General features: G+C 59.3%; 14 protein-coding genes, 1 pseudogene and 1 other annotated feature. Of the genes and pseudogenes, 3 read left to right on the top strand and 12 right to left on the bottom strand.

Going from position 1 to position 18,342, the window contains the following annotated elements; all coding sequences use genetic code 11:
* The 5 genes from DFR37_RS23030 to tnpA all read right to left on the bottom strand — a co-directional run.
* The coding region (locus tag DFR37_RS23030) for an Ig-like domain-containing protein (protein WP_170139928.1) at window positions 1-1,479 on the bottom strand (1,479 nt) is incomplete at its 3' end.
* Window positions 1,480-1,903: 424 nt separating this feature from the next.
* Window positions 1,904-2,209, bottom strand: a complete 306-nt coding sequence (locus tag DFR37_RS14825; RefSeq protein ID WP_113934066.1) for a hypothetical protein — start codon at window positions 2,207-2,209, stop codon at window positions 1,904-1,906.
* A 26-nt stretch (window positions 2,210-2,235) separates the two neighbouring features.
* Window positions 2,236-3,756: an IS66 family transposase gene (gene tnpC, locus DFR37_RS14820; RefSeq protein ID WP_379881500.1), complete on the bottom strand. Its 1,521-nt coding sequence runs from the start codon at window positions 3,754-3,756 to the stop codon at window positions 2,236-2,238.
* A gap of 159 nt (window positions 3,757-3,915) precedes the next feature.
* Window positions 3,916-4,260, bottom strand: coding sequence for an IS66 family insertion sequence element accessory protein TnpB (gene tnpB / locus DFR37_RS14815; RefSeq protein ID WP_113934064.1), 345 nt, complete (start codon window positions 4,258-4,260; stop codon window positions 3,916-3,918).
* Window positions 4,257-4,655, bottom strand: a complete 399-nt coding sequence (tnpA, locus tag DFR37_RS14810; protein ID WP_113934063.1) for an IS66-like element accessory protein TnpA — start codon at window positions 4,653-4,655, stop codon at window positions 4,257-4,259. The genes tnpB and tnpA overlap by 4 nt, the downstream gene beginning before the upstream one ends.
* Before the next feature lie 448 nt (window positions 4,656-5,103).
* Between tnpA and DFR37_RS14805 the strand changes: the two genes are divergently transcribed.
* Complete coding sequence (locus DFR37_RS14805; RefSeq protein ID WP_113934062.1) at window positions 5,104-5,424, top strand: helix-turn-helix domain-containing protein; 321 nt, start codon at window positions 5,104-5,106, stop codon at window positions 5,422-5,424.
* Here DFR37_RS14805 and DFR37_RS14800 read toward each other — a convergent pair.
* The 6 genes and pseudogenes from DFR37_RS14800 to DFR37_RS14775 form a co-directional block, all read right to left on the bottom strand.
* Window positions 5,421-6,311 (bottom strand): LysR family transcriptional regulator, encoded by an 891-nt coding sequence (locus DFR37_RS14800; RefSeq protein ID WP_113934061.1) that lies wholly within the window; start codon window positions 6,309-6,311, stop codon window positions 5,421-5,423. The two genes, DFR37_RS14805 and DFR37_RS14800, sit on opposite strands and share 4 nt — an antisense overlap.
* Window positions 6,312-6,395: 84 nt before the next feature.
* A complete protein-coding gene (locus DFR37_RS23445) occupies window positions 6,396-6,998 on the bottom strand; it encodes an autotransporter outer membrane beta-barrel domain-containing protein (protein ID WP_276330279.1) in 603 nt (200 codons plus the stop codon).
* The gene (locus tag DFR37_RS14795) at window positions 6,937-11,151 is read right to left on the bottom strand and encodes an autotransporter outer membrane beta-barrel domain-containing protein (protein ID WP_276330278.1); all 4,215 of its coding nucleotides are present in this window, start codon (window positions 11,149-11,151) and stop codon (window positions 6,937-6,939) included. Before DFR37_RS14795 ends, DFR37_RS23445 begins: the two co-directional genes overlap by 62 nt.
* 139 nt (window positions 11,152-11,290) lie before the next feature.
* Window positions 11,291-12,289 carry a helix-turn-helix domain-containing protein gene (locus DFR37_RS14785; RefSeq protein ID WP_113934060.1) on the bottom strand — a complete coding sequence of 333 codons (999 nt, stop codon included), beginning with the start codon at window positions 12,287-12,289 and terminating at the stop codon, window positions 11,291-11,293.
* A gap of 407 nt (window positions 12,290-12,696) precedes the next feature.
* Window positions 12,697-13,143: a DUF3592 domain-containing protein gene (locus tag DFR37_RS14780; RefSeq protein ID WP_113934059.1), complete on the bottom strand. Its 447-nt coding sequence runs from the start codon at window positions 13,141-13,143 to the stop codon at window positions 12,697-12,699.
* 464 nt (window positions 13,144-13,607) lie between these two features.
* A pseudogene (locus DFR37_RS14775) lies at window positions 13,608-13,832 on the bottom strand (conjugal transfer nickase/helicase domain-containing protein); the annotation flags it as partial.
* A gap of 44 nt (window positions 13,833-13,876) precedes the next feature.
* Between DFR37_RS14775 and DFR37_RS14770 the strand changes: the two are divergent.
* Together DFR37_RS14770 and DFR37_RS14760 are read left to right on the top strand one after the other, a co-directional pair.
* Window positions 13,877-15,111, top strand: a protein-coding gene (locus DFR37_RS14770; RefSeq protein WP_113934058.1) for an IS3 family transposase whose coding sequence is annotated in 2 segments (ribosomal slippage) — window positions 13,877-14,156 and window positions 14,156-15,111 — 1,236 coding nt in all. Because the reading frame shifts where the segments join, the coding sequence is not laid out codon by codon here.
* Window positions 14,155-14,271, top strand: a sequence feature (AL1L pseudoknot). (Overlaps the previous gene by 117 nt.)
* Window positions 15,112-15,402: 291 nt before the next feature.
* A complete protein-coding gene (locus DFR37_RS14760; RefSeq protein WP_211317256.1) occupies window positions 15,403-16,209 on the top strand; it encodes an aminoglycoside adenylyltransferase family protein in 807 nt (268 codons plus the stop codon).
* Window positions 16,210-16,398: 189 nt separating this feature from the next.
* Here DFR37_RS14760 and mobH read toward each other — a convergent pair whose 3' ends face one another.
* Window positions 16,399-18,249, bottom strand: a complete 1,851-nt coding sequence (mobH, locus tag DFR37_RS14755) for a MobH family relaxase (RefSeq protein ID WP_113934131.1) — start codon at window positions 18,247-18,249, stop codon at window positions 16,399-16,401.
* Between the last annotated feature and the right edge of the window lie 93 nt (window positions 18,250-18,342).

Raw genomic sequence — 18,342 nt, 5'->3', positions numbered from 1 at the left:
GCCGTCCACATCGCTGAATGCGCCGCTCACGTCCACGCTGACGCCCGTATCGGCATCTTCGTTGGCTTGACCGGGGATCGCGCCCACCGGCACAGGCGGGTCGTTGACCGGCGTCACATTCACCGTCACCTTGCCAGTTTCGGGCACGCCAGTATCGGTCGTGACCGTGTAATCGAACGTCGTCTCGCCGTTCCAGTCGGGATCGGGCGTGAACTCCAGCTCGCCGTTCGGCAGCAGCGTAACCTTGCCGTTGGGCACAGTTACCGTTTCACCCTCGCTGATCGGCTGGCCTTCTACCTCTGTAATGACGGGGTTGTCGCCGTCGAAATCATCGTTTTCCAGCACAGGGATGATGACCGGCGTATCCTCGTCCGTGATGATTTCATCGTCTTCGACATCATCCACCGGCTCGATCTCGATCCGCAGCGTCGCCGAATCCTCGCCGCCCTCGCCGTCGTTGATCGTGTATTCGATCGGTGGCGCCGTGCCGTTCCAGTCCGCAACCGGGGTGAAGGTGTAGCTGCCGTCCGGCCCGATCGTGATCGTGCCGACACCGTCGATCACGGCCGTATCGCCCGGACCGAAGCTCTCGGGCACGCCGTCGCCGTCGGTGTCGACCGTGAAACCCGTCACCGCCAACGTATCGCCGTCCGGATCGCTGTCGGCCCCAGCGCCGTCTTTGCCAGTCAGCACATTGCCTGTCACAGGCGTATCTTCCTGCCCCACGACCGTATCGTCATTGGCAACCGGGGGAGGATTGTCCACCGTCCAGGTCACGGTCTGCGTAACGGTATTACCCGACGGATCGGTGGCGGTGATCGTCACGGTATAAGTGCCGTTATCGCCGTCCTGGCTGGCTGAAGGGTCAATCGTGCCGCTGATAATGCCTGTCTCGGGATCCAGCGTAAGGCCTTTGGGCAGACCCGTGGCGGTATAGCGGAGCGGGTCGCCGTCCGGGTCAGAGAAGTATTTCGAGAGATCCAATTCGACCCCGCTCTGGGAGTCCAGGCTCTGTTGTGCCTCCATACTGTTCTGAATTTCGGGTGCGCGATTTGAAGGCGCCGTGTCGCCATCTCCGCCCCCACCACCGCCGCCTCCTGCGGCCGCGGCTGCGCCGATACCCAGCAATCCAAGAAGTACCGGCCACCATGGCAGGGCAGCGGCGGTATCGTCTTCAATTTCAGTAAAGTGGAATTTGCTCCAGGGAGAGGTGTACTGGCCCCACCAATCCACACCGGCGTCATCTTGCAGAACTAAGTCACTACGATTGCCCTCTCCGTCCTGGACAAAAAAGTTCTGTATGACTACGACTTCGCCCGATGCTAATACTAGCTTCAGGTCCGTGCCAACTCTTTCAAACGCTCGAACAGTCTCGGGGGCGATCCTTAAATGCACAATGGAAGGAGACTGCAGGTTGATGTTATTGACGTCGACGTTTTCGACGTTGCCACCAACTTTGTTGAGAACTTGAGCTTGCATGTACGAACCTTGTAACAAATACTACCTTCCCAGATAGCCTTATTGATCATTGGTGATGTCGAGCGACTTTGATTGAGCCTACGGCAATCAGTTTCTGCGTAAGAAAGGAACCAGCACGCGGAGCCCAGAATCCCAAATTTTCGTCCGACGCCCTGAGCTCCGAAAAAATCGATAAACACGAGCAACTTCGGTCAACTGAAGGGAATGCAGAGGAAATACGGCGACAACACACGCGTTACCAGTCTTTCATAATCAGACTAAACATCTAAAAGCTTAACCTGATACGAAATAGATCGCAATCGTTATAGTTTGAATTAAGGCATATTTTGGCCTCTAATCCTGATTTATAGTAAGCACCCGCCGACTACCGTCTTGCCAAGGCGCGGCCGATCCGCTAGCGGTGCGCGGTAAAGCGCGTTTTGATTTAAGGCGTTGACTTGCGCAGCAACCCTGGCGAGACCTTCCACTGCTGCGCGTCGTCTGTGACCAGGCTGACTGTTTTCTTGTTCAGCCGCAGCACAATGCCGTGCTTGATGGTGCCGTCGTTGGCGGTGAAGTTCACACGATCGCCTGCGGCGAACTGGGCCAGCTGCGCGGTGCTCTTGGCCTGAGCCAACAAGTTCAGCCGCTCGACCACCATGCTGTTGATATACAACAGATCTTCTTCGCCCATATGCCGCAAGGCGTGGGTGAACAGTTCGCGATCAAGAATGGTGTGTTTGGTTTTCATGGACCCGTATTTTTACACGTACAGGCTCAGGCTGGAATCGTCACGTTCCAGGGCAACAGCTCGTCAATGCGATTGACTGGGTGATCGGCAATCACCGTCAACACATGACGAAGGTACGCTTCGGGGTTGATACCGTTAAGCTTGGCCGTGCCCAGCAGGCTGTACATGGTGGCCGCGCGTTCGCCGCCCGCGTCCGACCCCAGAAACAGGTAGTTCTTGCGACCCAAGCTAACACCACGTAAGGCGCGCTCGGCCGCATTGTTGTCGATTTCGATGCGCCCGTCATCCAAGTAGCGCGTCAGCGCCCGCCACTGATTCAGGGCGTAGCCAATGGCCTGAGCAGTCTCGGATTTGCGTGATACGCAGGCCAGTTGCTCGCACAGCCACGCGTGTAGCGCGCTTACGATGGGTTTGGCCTGCGCCTGGCGCGTTGCTCTTCGTTGCTCGGGCGGGCTGCCCCGTATGGCTGATTCAATTCGGTAAAGCGCTGCAATGTGCTCAAGCACATGAGTCGTAATCGCGGTGGCACCGCGCACATGAATGTCATGGAACTTGCGCCGGGCGTGCGCCCAGCATCCTGCCTCAATAATCCGACCCGTTTTGTAAAGCGCGTTATAGCCGGCAAAGGCATCGGCCTGAACAATGCCGCTGTAATCTTTCAGGTGTGTTTGCGGATGAATGCCTTGGCGATTGGGCGAGTAGCTGAACCAGACTGCGGGGGCCGCCGTATCACCACTGCCCCGATCATCACGGGTATAGACCCACAGCCGCGCCTGGCGCGTTTTTCCTGTGCCCGGGGCCAACACATTGATCGGCGTATCATCGGCATGCAGCTTGCTGGCCCCGAACACATAACGACACAAGGCCGCCAACAACGGGCGAACCAGCTGATGCACCCCGCCCACCCAGTCGCCCAGCGTGCTTTCACTATGCTCAACACCTTCACGCGCTGCAATCTGGCATTGACGGTACAACGGTTGATGGTCCAGATACTTGCTGACCATGATGTGGCTAAGCAGCCCGGGCCCGGCAACGCTGCGCGCAATCGGGCGGCTGGGCGCAGGCGCCTGGGCCATGCGATCACAACACCGACAACTCAAACGCGGGCGTACATGGCGAATCACGCGCAGGCTCGAGGGTACGTACTCGAGCATCTCGCTGACATCTTCGCCCAAACGCTGCCAGGCACCACCACAATCGGGGCAACACGATGCCGCGGGCAAATGCTCCTGAATATCGCGCGGCAGGTGCTCGGGCAAGGGCCGGCGCACGGGCACTTTGCGCGCTGCCGGTGGAACCACCGACTCAGCCTTCTGCATGTGCTCGCCCTGATTGATGTGCAGCTCTTCGAGCTCCAGCTCAAGCTGGTTAATCTGATCGGCCAGTTTCTCTGAGCGCTGGCCAAACAGCTGACGCTTGAGCTTGAACAGCAACACGGTCAGGCGCTCGATTTCCTGCTTGTCGAACTGTTTTTCAGCGCGCAGCAGATCGCGCTCTGTGCGCAAGGCCTGGTGGTCTTGTGCCAGTGCCTGATGGGCCGTTTGCAAGGCTTGGGTTTGCTCGAACTGCGCCAACAACAACGCCTTCAGGGCGTCGATATTGTCAGGAAGTTGGGCACGATTGAGCATGCAGTTATTTTACCAAAAGCACACCATAAAAAAATACGTAAACCCAATAAATACGCGCCTTTCAGGCCATTTTTTCGTTTAAATTTGAGTCGGCTTATGGGTGCGCACCGGGCGTCGCCAGTCAATGCCTTCGAGCAACATCGCCAACTGCGCCTGGGTAAGATGCACCGCGCCCGATTCGGCACCGGGCCATACAAAGCGGCCCTGCTCCAGACGTTTGGCCAGCAGGCACATGCCATCGCCACTCCACCACAGCACCTTGATGCGATCGCCTTTGCGTCCACGAAACACAAACACATGGCCACTGAACGGATCCTCGCACAACTTCATTTGCACAATCGCTGCCAGCCCGTCAAAGCCCCGGCGCATATCGGTGGCGCCGGCGGCCAACCAGACCCGGGTGCCTGCTGGAAGGCCAATCATCGCAACACCTGCACGGCCAGGCGCAGCAGGTGCTCGGGGCACTGGGCGTAAACCGTCAATGACCCTTTAGGAAGGTCGATTCTCAGACACGCAGGCGCCGATTCAGCAACGGCGTCATGCTCAGGTCGGGCCTGGCACGAGAAAGTCGGTGCATCGACATGCACCGGCAACCAGCGCGTATCGCTGTCACCCGAAGGCGGCTGCGCTGTACTGCGCCGGTAGTCGCGACGCCAGTTACCCAGCAAACTGGGGTGCAGATCATGGTCTCTGGCCACCTCGGCCACTGCCCGCCCCGAGCTTAACAAGTGCTCAACCACACGGCGCTTGAACTCCGGGGTGAACCGCCGACGCGGCAAATTGCGAAACGACACGGCGCAAACATCTGAAGTGCTCATAGATTCCAATCAAAAATAGATTGGAATCTATTGTCCGGATCTGCCTGTCGTCATCAAGACGGTACTGGGCGGGCGCTTACGATTTATATCAACAAGAAATGATTTATTGACGTTATTTAACGTTCACAGACGCAGTTGCATCTCGCTGAACAATTTTTCATCTTGAAATTGTCAGAAAATGGGAGGGCAAGGGGTGGCTGTCTGAGCCTAATCACTAGATTCGCCTTCACTCCACGCGTTGGTGACTTCCGGCCCCTCTGCCCGCCCAGAAAATTGATGTCGGTACGTCCGGCCCTATAGCGAGCTTGAAGCTGGAGAAACGACTGACGGCGTCGTGCATGAGAGCCCCCAATTTAAGTAGTCGGATCAAAAAGGCGAGCCAACATGATAACAAAAAGAGTTAAGTTTAACGTGGTTAAATTCTCCCGGTTGATGGACGCTCCTGTCAATGCAGAAGCGTACAACTCAACGAGGCCGTCCTCCAGGCACAACCACCTATGAAGCCGAGCCGGCACAGGCTTTCGGTCAAGCGGTACGCGCTGCCCGCGTGGAAAAAGGAATCGCTCAGGAAGAATTGGCCGGCTTGGCCGGGGTCGAACGCTCGCACATGGGCAAGATCGAACGAGGAGAGCATATGCCTACACTGGCTCTGATACTAAAAATTGCCGCTGCGCTTAGGATAAGTTCCGCTGAACTAATGACTGCAACCGAGCGCAACATCGGCTCCAGCCCAGAGCCTTGCATTGATTCCCAGCGGGCACTTTGTTAGCCACCGAAATGGGTGCGTAGGCGAGCGATAAATCGCTCCAGCTGAGCCGGCTGGCTTTCGTTGTAGGACCGAAGCAGGTAGGTCGTGATCACCGCTGAATCCACCGCCAATGGACGGATCACCACGTCAGGACGTTGGCTGACCGCGATCCTTGTCGTCGTAGTGAAACCGATGCCGTAGCCCGCACCAACCAGGGTGAGCATCATGTCCAGCGAAGACGCATGCTCGGCGACCTTGGGCTCGCGCTCCAGTGGACGCAAGAGACGGGCCAGTTCACGGCAGTATCCTTCGCATACCTGTGGGTCGCACAACACCAGCGGATAGCATGCGAGCTCATGCAGCGGAATCTCCTTGTACGACAGCAGCGGGTGCCTGGTAGGCACTGCGACCACCAACGGATCTTGCCAGATCGGTTCGGTCACTATGTCGTCGCCTACATCGGCCGAGTGTGCGAACCCGATCATGAAATCGCCTGATCGCAATCCGCGCAGTTGCTCGGCCAACGGTACTTCGTACAGTCGCATCTCGATCTCCGGATCTTCTTCGCGACAGCGGGCAAGAAACGCCGATAGCCGAGGATCGATCGCGCCATCAGATATGGCGATGCGGAGACTCCCTCGCAAGCCTGCCCCGATGGCCTTGGCATTCTCGCGTGCCTGCTCTAGGGTGGTGAATAGCCTGCGAACGTCCTGCAAGAACGTGGCACCCGCTGCCGTCAGCTCGGTTCCTCGGCGGTTCCGATCAAAAAGCACTACCCCCAACTCGTCTTCAAGCTCCTTAATGGCACGGGACAGAGGAGGTTGTTCGATATGCAGCCGCTCAGCGGCTCGCGTGAAATGCAGTTCCTCAGCCAAGGCTACGAAATACCGCAGATGTCGCAACTCCATTGGCCACCCTCCTTGCTCATCCCGCCAAAATCCATTTCATATCCTCACATCAAGAAGCATGGCAGCACCCCCAAGCCCTCCCCCTCAGAACCGTATCTGCAAAGTTGACTTAATACCGTGATCTTGCGCTGAATCGCTAATCTGGCCTGCATAGCTCAGTCCGAAGCGCGTGTTGCGCGCCATCGCCAGGTCGACACCAATTTCAACGACCGCGCTGTCTTGGGCGATGGGTACACCCGCCACCGTAAACGCACTGCCTGCCGAGAATGCATGGCGCACCTGGGGCGTAGTATCGCCCATGGCATGGCGCCATCCCGCCATGGCGCGCACCGTTCCCTGCACCCCCCCGAGGCTAAGTGCGTGTCCAGCGCGCAGTCCTAGCGTGCTAAAGGTGGTTTCCGTGTTGGCACTGCCCGCCGCCAGCGAGGCATCGCCTCCGCGCTCATGATAGTCATCGGTGTGCAGGCGCACATAGGCTAGGTTGGCGAACGGCTCCAGGCGAGTTGCGTTGTTCAGTTCGATGCCGTAGCCCAACTCGCCGAACGCCTGCAAGGTGCCTTCGTCATAGTCAGCCCGCAGGCTATCGTTCAGGCCCGGAATGTCCACCGAGCGCCGGGTGTGCACATCATGCCAAGAGTAGGCCAGGCCCGTGCGCAGCCCCAAGGCCCCCCCATTGAGTACCGCCATACAGGCCCAGGTGGTAGTTATCACTGCGGCCTGAGGACGACGCCCGGTCGGACGCCTTGAAATCCGAATAGCTGTACCCGGCCAGGGCACCTAAGCGCCATTCGCCCACCGCCCGATCTGCGCCGATCAGCATCCCGCCAACATTGCGATTGAGGCTAGCGGAGTTACCGTCGTCGTCGGTCGAGCCCCAAGAGCCGAAGGCCTGCGACCACACCACCGGACCGAGATGAGTCGCCGACACGGTTGTGGGCGCGCCATCGGCAGTGCGGGCAGCCACCCGAGCTGTGGATGCCCCAGGGGCTGCAAATGCGGCCCGCACGCGATCCTTGGCGGCGTCGCGCACAAAGCGGCTGTCCTCGATCAGCGCCGTCTTGGCCGAAGCGTGGATTTCACCCGAGAGCGCATCCAGGCTGACGCGCACCCGCGCCGCATCGTCGGGCAGTTGCGCAATTGCGTCATACACCGCGTGGCCGGTGGCCAGACCGATACTTTCGATGCCCTTGGCCGTGGCACTCTGGTTCTTGGTCAGCGCCAATGCAGCGAAGCTGCGGTCGTTGCGTGCCAGTTCAAGACCGACCGTACCCGCGTCGTAATGGTAGTGCAGGGCAGGCGTCAGGAAAGCGAAGTCGGAGGCGACCGTATCGAATTTGCCCGACAACGTGCCTCCGGTCGTCAGCAGGGTGTAGGTCGAGCGCAAATCGTACTGGCCGGTGGCGCCGATGTGCGCCACCGAGCCGCCATGGATCGCGGTATCGCCCGTGATCGCCACCTGATCGTTGTTCTTGCTCTGCGGATCGACTTCTATCTCGAACCGTGATCCTTTCTCAAAAACTAGGTCGCCGTTCACCGTCAGCGTGCCGATGGAGTTGCCCGGCGCCAGTGTGCCGCCCGAGGCCACCGTCACCTGCGAGCCTGCTCCCGAGCCCAACGTGCCCGAGCCGCCCAGCGTGGCGCCATCAAGCACCTTAAACGAGCCGCCCAGCGCACCTGTGCCGTTGTGATCGCCAATGAGCAGCGTGCCCGCCTTGATCATGGGGTGGCCGGCAAACCCGGCGCTGTCTCCAGTCAACAGCAGCTTGCCTGTTCCCTGTTTATAGAATTGGCCCGTGCCGCTGATAACCCCAGCGTATGAGGCGGCCTGTGCGTCATCCAGCACAAAGCGGCCATCGGCGCCGATGGCGGCATTCCCCGAAAACCGGCTGCCGGAACTGTCCAGCTGGCCTATATCGACCGCCCAGTCCAACGTATTGTGGCCTTCCAGACTGAGCGCGCCGAAACCGAACTTGCGCATCAGGCCCGAGCCCGAAATATCGCCGACGAAGGCGCCGTCCGTCTGCTGATAGAACGCTACTTCGCCATCATTGACGATGTTGCCGCTGATCGCGGCCGCATCGCCGATCAGCCCGCCTTCGCGCACAATCGTGTCGCCATAGCGGTTCGCACCCGTCAGATGCAGAGTTCCGGAGCCGGTCTTGATCAGGCTACCCGGGCCGTTGATCGGCCCGGTCGCTGCCAGCGTCGTATCAGCAGCCACATCGAAGCCACCGTGGCCCGCCAAAGTGATGGCCCGGCCAGTCGTCATATCGGCTGTGGTGGCCAGCGTGCCGCCATTTAGTAAGACCCCGCCGGTCACCGCGCCCAGGTTGGCATCTGATGCGATGGACACCGCACCGCCCAGGATGCGCGTAGCGCCTTGATAGCTGTTATGCCCCGAGAGTACCAGCGTGCCGGCCTGAGTCTTGACGATGCCGCCCGTGCCGGCGATCTGCATGGCGATGTCGGCGCGATCGGCCAGCACGCGAATCTCAGAGCCGTTGGTGTCCGTCTCTAGCGCACCGGCGCCCTCAAGGCGATAGCCGTCATCGACGAACTGCAGGCCCTTGAATTGTTGTGTGCCATCGACCGTGATCATGCCGCCGTTGAAATCGCCTGGCTGATTTTTGAACACGGCATGATTGCCCGCCCAGGCAATCGGCATGTCGCCATCTTTATTCAGCCATTGCGCATTCGTATCATTCCAGGCGCCATTACCGCCCTGCCAGTGCTGCAGGGTGTCATCGCCGTCCGCGCCAATGAATATATCCACATTGCCCGCTCCCGCCTGAATCTCGTACCCGTAGCCGTTCGTATCGACCAGCCTAGACGTCTCAACTGTCAGCCCGTTATCAGTCAGCGTACCGCCATAGGTCATGAGCCGGTAGTAGCCAACGCCCGCCGTACCGTCGGCCGGGTCGGTGCCGGGTGATAGATTGAGCGTGCCATCGAGCGCCAAATCGCCCGCGATGTCGATCCGGTCGCTGACGCCCGCCGCCGGGTTGCCGGATGCGCCCGGGCTGCCCAGTTCGTATTCCAGAATGGAGCCCGAGGACAGCGACATACTGCCATCGACGGTCAGTGTGCCGATAGAACTACCCGGGGCCAAAATACCGCCGTCGGCCACTGTGGTCGTGCCCACCGTGCCCGAGCCGCCCAGCGTGGCGCCGTCGTTGACCGTGATGCGGCTGGCAAGCCTTCCATTCACCCGCAGAGTGCCGCCTTGCACTGTAGTGGTGCCGGGGTCAAAAGATCCGCCTATGGTCGTATCGCCGCTCAAGGTCAGGATGCCGGCTCCGGTTTTGGTCAGGGTATTGACACTGCCGCCGATGGCAAGGGAGTTATCTCCCGTCAAGGTCAGATTGTGGCCACCGTCGACGGTCAAATGGTTGCTGAGTGGGTCGAAGAAGGAAATCGGGTTAGCCAGTACCAAGTCGGTATTGGCACGGAGGGTGCCGGAACCGACGAGCAGCAAGCTCCCCGTCCCCAATGCCTGGTCATGGCCCACCTCCAGGACGGCATCGTTCCCCCAATAGGTGTACCCATGACTGTTCGCGTTAGTGAGTGCCAGCGTACCGCCCTCCACGTACAGCCCATTACTCAAACCACTGATCTGGCCGTTCAGCGTCAGCTGACCGTTACCCTGCTTATACAGCCGCCCGCTCGTCGAAACGATGTCGCCCTCATAGACCGTATCGCCGCTTTGATTGATTATGACAAAGGCACTACCCATGTCCAGCGTGCCGCCATCACCAGAAAGCGAGGACATGGTCAGGTCATAGCCATTAAGATCAAGGTTACCGCGATTAATCACGTAGGCGCCGTTATGAACGAGCGCGTCACCATTACCGGCGCGCAGGGTGCCCTCTTCGACCGTGGTGGCGCCGGTGTAGCTGTTTGCGCCAGACAAGGTCAACGTACCGTCACCAAGCTTAGTCAGGCCGCCAGCGCCATCCAGCGCAGTCGTGATGCCAACATCAAAGCCGTTGCTATCAATAAAGGCGCCGCCCGCGTCGAAGCTCACATCCCCGGCATTGAAGTTACGCAGAAAATCGGCTTCGTTTCCAGTGACGCGCAGAATGCCGCCATTGAAAGTGAAATCGGCGGACCCTGCGCCTTTCTCGATATATCCGGTTTCCACCACGCCCCGCGCATCTTGCGCCCCGACCACATTTAGCACCGCCGAACCTGCAACGCCCAATTGCATTTGGGGAGCCGTAACCTTACCGCCGTCCATAACAGTCAGTACGCCGGCGCTCTGCAGTCCCACAGTCAAACCTGAAGAGTTCGTCCAGGCCGAACCAACGCCCGTGACCGTAACCGTCCCGCTGCTGCCGTGGGTATAGCCGAGATAGCCGAGGGCGCTATTTACCTGACCTCCCCCTTCGATGCTAAGCTCTCCCTCGCCGTATACTCCCACCACCAAGGCTGAAGAATTGGTCCATGTAGAACCATCTCCTCGCACCGTCGCCATTCCGCTGGAGCCCGCCCCAGCGCCAATATGACCAAAGAAATTGTTGACCTGGCCGCCATTGCGAATGGTCAACGCGCCGGTGGAGAGATTTCCAACACGTAGGATGCTGCCCGTCCCCCCGATTTCCCAGGGGCTTGGCCGGGTGCCCGAGTCATCGCCTTCAAGATCCAAGCCATCGACGACCTCATGCCTGCCATCGTCAATATTGACCTCCTGAGCCTGCGCGGGAGCACACGCGGCCAGCATCAATATGCATGCCCCGGCGCGCACCGTGGTTTTGCTTTTGCCCCGCCCTGTGGCATGCTCGGATACAACCTGGAACACGCCCCGCGCGCAATTGAAGATGATGCGATACGTTCGGTTCATAACGTCTCTAGCGGTGTAATTTTGTCAACACCACTATAAAAGCTACCGAATGTATAAAGTCGTCAAGCCGTGTCAAATGTATCGTCTTTGCGTCTCAAGGCACCCCGCTCATGCAAAAACAATGGGCCAGCGTACCCGACTATCGCTTCGTAGCCGCCCTAGCTTCACTGGGGCTCATGCCAAAACGCTGACGAAACAGTCGACTAACATTGGACCAATCATAAAGACCGCAGCGCAGGGCCAGCGTTTGAATCGGCAGCGTTCTGTTCTCTTGCTGCAGCAGATGCAGAAACTGCTGCAGGCGCAGTTCGCGGATATAACCCTGCACCGACAGCTCCTGGTCGTCAAAGAGCCGATATAGCGTGGAGCGCGAACAACCGATCGCAGCAGCCACCGCGTCCGGACTAAGCTCCGGAATAGGCAGATGGCGTTTTATGTAGCGTTGCGCGGCGGCAAACAAGCCCGCACTCGATCGCTCTGTGCCTTGCAAGCTCGTGGAAAAGGCGGCCTCGATCGTAGTCAGGGCAAACGACTCGGACGCATCCAGTAAGCCCTGTTGCTCGATAGGGCCCAGCCCCATCGCCATCCTGGGAAACTGCCGCAGATGATCGCGCAACAGCCCGGCAAGCCGCGAATTGGCCAGCGCGGCGTTGATCACGCTCGGCGCCGGCACCGCGCCGGGAAACAAGGATTTGAGCAAAGGGCGGGAAAGGTCCAGCTGAACGACTGTATGCCGAGAAAAGCGTATCGAGGTCGGACACGACCCATCGAGCAAAAAGAACCCACCTTTGCCGATTGTTGTGGGTTCGCCACACTCATAGGTGCACTGCACGTGCCCATCCAGCATGAGCATCAGTGCCAGCTCATCAAATTCCGCGTTACGGATTGTTTGCGCCGTCAGGTGGGCACTGATGCCATCGGATTCGGCGTAGTGCATTTCGCCAGTCGCCGTGGCCAATGAAATGACCTTCGCGCGAAAGTCCTTGCGCTGCAAATCGTTGGGCGAGTCTACGCTGAAGGTCCGGACGACATCACTGACCCAGAAGTCAAAACGCGAGGCAGGTGCAATGTCTTGCGTCGACATCTCCTGAAATAGGCAGCACTCCGGCCGCCCTTGAGAGAAGGAGTGATGATCCATATAGCTTTCCCATTGCTAAATGGTGATGGGCATGCAGGCCTTTATTATTCGTTACAGTTTAACATTGCACGTTATATGGCGTGTTTCATGGAATACCTAAGCGTGCAGCATTCTGATGGATAGAGCCATGGCTTGGCTATGGCCGAGCGCTTCCGCGGCTACCCGCTTGGAGAGGGGCAGTTCTACACTACTTTCTGTTCAGCAAGTGCCCGCATGCGGCATCGCTCTGCGTATCCATGAGGGTCGGGAAACTGACCAGTATCGCTGCGACAAGGGACACGAGTTCGGCATGGATTGGCCCGAACCTGCCACCGAGCCACAATGGCCGCCTCCGTCCGATCTGATCGAAAGCGGTAATTCCTGAACCTTTGTGCAAGGCGCGCAACAACCAGCCGTCGCGGGATCGTTCATCTGTTTTGCAGAACGCTAGTTTCCCGTTTTGGCATCAGAAAAAGCGATGCAATACCCCACATCAGCAGACTAATCAAAACCAAAAACCACGGCATGACGCCGACTCCCCCTTTCAGCGCCGTCGCCGTTCTTAGGGTATCGGGATGTTCAGGATCGTATACGACGGCAAGGCGGGTTCCACGCGGCCGGTTTGAAGGCGATGCGCTGTCGGCTGACCTTACTTCGACACTGCGGCCGTCTGCGGTCGTGAATCGGTAGACCGGATACCACCTCGTACCGCGGCGGCCCAGGACGCCTTCGTAGCGCAGGATCTCGGCCTCCGTATGAACTCCCCGGGCATAGAGCGTCCGATAGGTGCTCACGTCTGACCAGGCGGCGACGGCGAACGCGACGCCAATGGTGGTGAAGATGGCGAAAAATGTCCAGCGGGTTCGTCTCGTCATATTTGGAGTTGGTTACCTGTGTTCTTGCTTGAGGGGGCGTGGCGAACACTAATGCAAGCAGTATTTGCCTTCGGCGAAGCGACCATGTTCTTGGCCGCATGCCCATTTGAGCAATGCGGTGGGAAACAGAGCTATTTTGAAGTCACGCCATGCCAAAGGGTATTGCCTCAAGTCGAGGTTGAGTGTCGACTTAAGTGGATACCGGATGACTGGGCTTGGATCGACCTTGGCTTCGTAGACACCTCATAGACTAAAATTGAAGCCACCAGGCGATGAATATGTGCGGCAAGAGGTACACGGAGAAGTTCAAGGTTGAAGCGAACAAGCAGGTCCTGGATCATGGTTGCCCGGTGGACGAAGCGCCCGTGTAGTGCTAGCACCGGGAAACGCTTTCAGCCAATCGTTGATCGCGGGCGATTTCTTGCGCTTTAACGTCGCACCGGCACTACTCTGGTCGTCGAAGATTATTCGCTGCGGGTGGCATCGTCCGATAGCGAAAGATAAGGATTGTTCGGTGGCGTCTCCGAAAACAACAGGCCAGCGCCATCTAGAAGATACCCATGAAGGCGGCAGGATTTTCTTGGTCCAGTGGCCTCGCAGGTCCATATGTTCAACTCGATGGCCCGCTTGCGATTCAGTTGCAGTTTCTCGAAGCGCTTCTGTATCCATTGCCAATCCTGCACTGAATCGCCCCGGGTTTTGAGGAGGCTCCAACTTTTGAGAAAATGGAGCCATGAGCAAGAACAACAAATTTTCGCCTGAAGTCCGTGAGCGTGCCGTTCGATTGGTGCAGGAGCATCGCGGTGAGTATCCGTCGCAATGGGCGGCGGTGCAGTCCATTGCGCCCAAGGTCGGCTGCTCAGGCCACACGCTGTTGAAGTGGGTGCAGCTTCAAGAGGTGGAGGCTGGCACGCGGCCTGGTGTCCCTCAGGCAGAGCAAGAACGCATCAAAGCGCTCGAGCGTGAGGTCAAAGAGCTGCGCCGGGCCAATGAAATCCTGAAGTCGGCAAGTGCTTTTTTCGCTCAGGCGGCGCTCGACCGCGAACTGAAGAAATAAACGCCTACATCGACCAGCACCGGGGCCTGTATGGGGTCGAGCCGATCTGCAAGGTGTTGCAGGTCGCCCCGTCAGCCTACCGGCGATATGCCGCCCGATGCCGGAATCCGGAACTGCGAAGCCTGCGAGCCAAGAGGGATGAACAACTCATGGTGAATATCCAGCGTGTGTGGGAACAGAACTTTCGGGTCTATGGAGCCCGCAAGGTCTGGAAGCAGTTGAATCGAGAAGGGGTGATGGTGGCGCGGTGCACCGTGGAGCGTCTGATGCGACACCTTGGCATCGAGGGGATCAGGCGCGGCAAACGGGTTCGCACCACGATCCCTGATAGCGCAGCTGCCTGTCCACGAGATCTGGTGAAGCGGCGCTTCGAGGCCGACCGGCCCAATCGACTGTGGGTCGCAGATTTCACCTACGTCTCAACCTGGCAGGGATGGTTATACGTGGCCTTTGTCATTGATGCCTATGCCAAGCGTATCGTCGGCTGGCGAGCCTCCAGTAGCATGACGACAGACTTTGTCTTGGATGCCCTGGAGCAGGCTGTCTATGACCGAAGACCGACGCAGTCCGATAGGCTCGTCCATCATTCCGATAGGGGATCCCAATACGTGTCCATCCGCTACTCCGACCGATTGAGCGAGGCCGGAATCAATCCATCAGTCGGCAGCACCGGAAGCGCCTATGACAATGCGCTGGCCGAAACGATCAACGGCCTGTACAAAACGGAAGTGATTCATCGGCGCGCGCCCTGGAAAACCAAGGCTGCCGTGGAGTTGGCGACACTGGAATGGGTCTCGTGGTTCAACCACCAACGCCTGCTCGAATCCATCGGCGACATTCCGCCCGCTGAGGCCGAAGCGCGATACTATCGGCAACTTACAGCGCAGACTGTGGAACCTGTTTTACTTTAACCAAACAGCCTCCGCGATCCCCGGTGTGATTCAGGGCTTTAGCTCCGTGCACCTCTACACCAACGAGAATATGACCGATAACCTCTCAATCTATCCTCGGCTTGGCTATGTCGAGGTGGCACGTCGCACGGAGGACGGCTTTAACCGCGTATTCTTTGAAAAAGCTCTCGGCTGATCTGTGTCAACGGTCCCGTCAGTCGCGCAACTCCTGATTTTACGACGTTGCGGAAGTCAGGCAAACATATCGAGCAAAACTCCGGAATTTCGCAACAAAGAAGCTGATGGATGAGAGTGAAAAACGACAAATCGGAAATCCCGGTTGAGGCATCCAGTGGCCTTTCAATTGTTAAAAATTGCTTTAGGACTGCGCTTCTAGGCGTCTACCTGCACGGCTCGGCAGTGACTGGTGGCTTGCGTCCAAACAGTGACGTAGATTTGCTTGTGATCGTCGGTCGGCCAACGACGCACGCAGATCGTAAACGCCTTGTGGCTGAGCTGCTAAGCGTTTCCGGCCGGTATCCTCGCGACGACGCCGGCCGGCGTCCTCTCGAACTGATAGTCTTTGATCGCGCCGACCTTGCGACATCCGCTTATCCGGCCCACAGCGAGTTTGTCTATGGCGAGTGGTTGCGGGATGCATTCGAGGCTGGTGAGGTGCCCGAGCCAGTGTCCGCCCCCGAATTTACCCTGCTGCTGGCACAGGCCCGGCAGGAAGCGCGGGCATTGATCGGACCCGATCCCGCCGAACTACTGCCGGTCATTCCAGAATCCGACATACGCCGGGCGATTGGGGATGCGCTTCCCTCGCTGCTCGGCACGCTGGAAGGCGACGAGCGCAACGTTCTGCTGACCCTCGCGCGCATGTGGCGGACGTTGGTTACGGGAGAGTTTGTCCCCAAGGACGTTGCTGCTCAATGGGCGATGACTCGCCTTCCCGATATCGCTGCAACACTGCTGGCTGCTGCGCGAGAGGGGTATTTGAGCCGGACGGTCTATGATTGGTCGGCTCGACGGAAAGAAGCCAAACAGGTGGCCAATCAGTTGGGCGAACGCGTGGCAGCTCTCCTGTCCGGCGCTGGCGGCATTTGCCACAAATAACTTCAGCAGACCGGCAGAATTGCCAGAGTTGATTTCAGCAGCGGCCTTGCGCGGCCGCCCGCCCTTGCGACCATTCTCCCGAGACGGCACTAGCCCCGTCCTGTTGCAAATCTCCCAAACACCGCGAATTCCTTCCGGCCCCTCGCTACCGGCTCAATCCCAGGCCCTGGGACCGCGAGAGCTGCTGTTTCAGCGTATAGAGAGATAAGGATTGTTCACTGGCGTTTCCGAAAACAACAGACCAGCATCATCCAGAAGATACCCATGAAGGTGGCGGGATTTTCTCGGTCCAGTGACCTCACAGGTCCAAATGTTCAGGCCGTTGGGATGCTTGCGGTGCAATTGCAGCCGCTCAAAGCGTTTTTGCACCCACTGCCAGTCCTGCTGCTCCTTGTCCTTGGCCAGCAGTCCGATCTGCGGGTGCTCCTGCGCGTAGCGTTGAAACACGCCGGGGCTTACGAGGTACGCCGTGTCGCTGACGCTATGCACCAGCGCCTTCGCATCGTTGATGATGAGTCGGCGTGAGGCGACTCCCTGCTTCAGCCATGCCATGAAATGCTCCCCCGACGGCTGCGCAGGCTTGGAAGCTGCCTCCGCCGTGGGCGACGGGGCGAGGGCTGTGGCCGTTACCGGCAAGGGAGCATCCAGACGCGGCGCATGGGCGTTGCCCGCGACGAACTCTGCATCCTGCCGGGCGCCTGATGAATCGCCCATGCCAACCATCGCCAGCATGTCCTCCATCACGTCAGGCATGGACTGCGCTGCGGGCGGCGAAGCGGTGACGATAGTGCTGCTGCCCTCCCACGGCGGCGTCTGCTGGCATTCCGGGGCTGGCGGCGCTCCAGCCGAAGGCGACGTGGCCGGCGCACCGGCGTCGTTTTCTGCAGATGTCGCATCGATCGTCACCGTGCCAGCAAACGGCGCCGGCCGCTCGCCAATTTCCCAGATCAACGCGGGCGAGAGACGCAACAGGGTGAACGAGTGGGACCAGCCGGTCGCACTGATCACGGTCGCGCGCCAGACCGCCTTGCCGTCCGGTGTGGGCTGCAACATGCCGTGATCCTGCAGCACGTTGAACACCGCAGTGTTGTTCGCAGGGATACCGTCGATGCCTTGGGACAGAAGGTGCGCACGCAGCTTGTCGGAGACGGTCTTGCTCACCAGCCACAGCGCGTCTTCGGTGAGCCACCCATCGGAGGCCTCGGGCTGGTTCAGCTTCAACTCTTCCTTGAGCAGGTAACGCAACCCGTCGAGCAGCTTGCGTTGCAGCGCGTGTTTGGGCGCGGTCATGGCGCGTGCTGGGTCGCCCCCCAGCTCCTGGGCGACGGAAGCGCGATCGGCCTGCACGACAAGCTCGGCAAGTATCCCGGCGTGCTCATACTGGCCGGCCAAGACGTAGAGCAGCGGCGCCCAGAGCGCTGGGTAACCACTGAGCCAGTCCAGGACATGGCGGTCAAGCAGTTCGCGGTAGAGCAAGCCTGTCGCGGCACTGTGCAGGCGGTACTTGCGATCGTCGCGATAGCGAAATCGATACGGCTGGTTCAGCGGGCCGTGCCACGGGTGCCAGGTGCTGCCGTCGGCCAGTTCGACGTGCAGATCGACCGCGATCTTGCCGATGTCGTGCAGCAGAGCGGCATAGGCGACGGCAGCGGTCCAAGCCTCGGACTGCGCCGCCTGATCCTCGGGGCTGGCGCCGATGGGCAGCAGATGGGACTGTCGCAGCTTGAGGCTGTAGGCGACGATCTCCAGGCCGTGGTCCAGCATGCCGCCCGGGTAGGCATGGTGGTGGCTTTCGGAGGCGGGGAACTGCTGGACCAACTCGGCGTAGCGCTCCAGCGGTGCGCGGTACAGGTTGGCGAACTGCCTGCGCGACAGCGACGTGCGCTGCCAGATGTGTTCCAGCAGTTTCTGCCGGCGCGGTGTTGCCAGTAGCGCTGCGGCGGGTTCTGGCCACAGTAGCCCTTCCGGGGGATTGGCGGGGGGTGTTGCCGATGGAGCGGGGGCGACCGAGGCCCTTTTTCGCTGGAACAGAGAGAGCATGTGGGTGTCCTGGTGGCTGGCCAAGCGGGAGGCCTTTTCGCCTTTTCGGGTAGGGCCTTTCCCCTTGCACCCCATTCCCTTGCCATTTCGGCC

Source organism: Eoetvoesiella caeni (assembly GCF_003315175.1).
GTDB classification, from domain to species: domain Bacteria; phylum Pseudomonadota; class Gammaproteobacteria; order Burkholderiales; family Burkholderiaceae_B; genus Eoetvoesia; species Eoetvoesia caeni.
The sequence above is the reverse complement of the archived record's forward strand: the minus strand, read 5'-3'. Positions and strand labels throughout refer to the sequence as shown.

Coding starts and splice junctions, on each gene's coding strand:
- DFR37_RS14805 (WP_113934062.1), top strand. CDS start 5,104: ATGCAGAAGCGTACAACTCAACGAGGCCGTCCTCCAGGCACAACCACC.
- DFR37_RS23445 (WP_276330279.1), bottom strand. CDS start 6,998: ATGGCGGTACTCAATGGGGGGGCCTTGGGGCTGCGCACGGGCCTGGCC.
- mobH (WP_113934131.1), bottom strand. CDS start 18,249: ATGCTCTCTCTGTTCCAGCGAAAAAGGGCCTCGGTCGCCCCCGCTCCA.
- tnpB (WP_113934064.1), bottom strand. CDS start 4,260: ATGATTGGCCTTCCAGCAGGCACCCGGGTCTGGTTGGCCGCCGGCGCC.
- DFR37_RS14825 (WP_113934066.1), bottom strand. CDS start 2,209: ATGAAAACCAAACACACCATTCTTGATCGCGAACTGTTCACCCACGCC.
- DFR37_RS14780 (WP_113934059.1), bottom strand. CDS start 13,143: ATGACGAGACGAACCCGCTGGACATTTTTCGCCATCTTCACCACCATT.
- DFR37_RS14795 (WP_276330278.1), bottom strand. CDS start 11,151: ATGAACCGAACGTATCGCATCATCTTCAATTGCGCGCGGGGCGTGTTC.
- tnpA (WP_113934063.1), bottom strand. CDS start 4,655: ATGAGCACTTCAGATGTTTGCGCCGTGTCGTTTCGCAATTTGCCGCGT.
- DFR37_RS14800 (WP_113934061.1), bottom strand. CDS start 6,311: ATGGAGTTGCGACATCTGCGGTATTTCGTAGCCTTGGCTGAGGAACTG.
- DFR37_RS14785 (WP_113934060.1), bottom strand. CDS start 12,289: ATGGATCATCACTCCTTCTCTCAAGGGCGGCCGGAGTGCTGCCTATTT.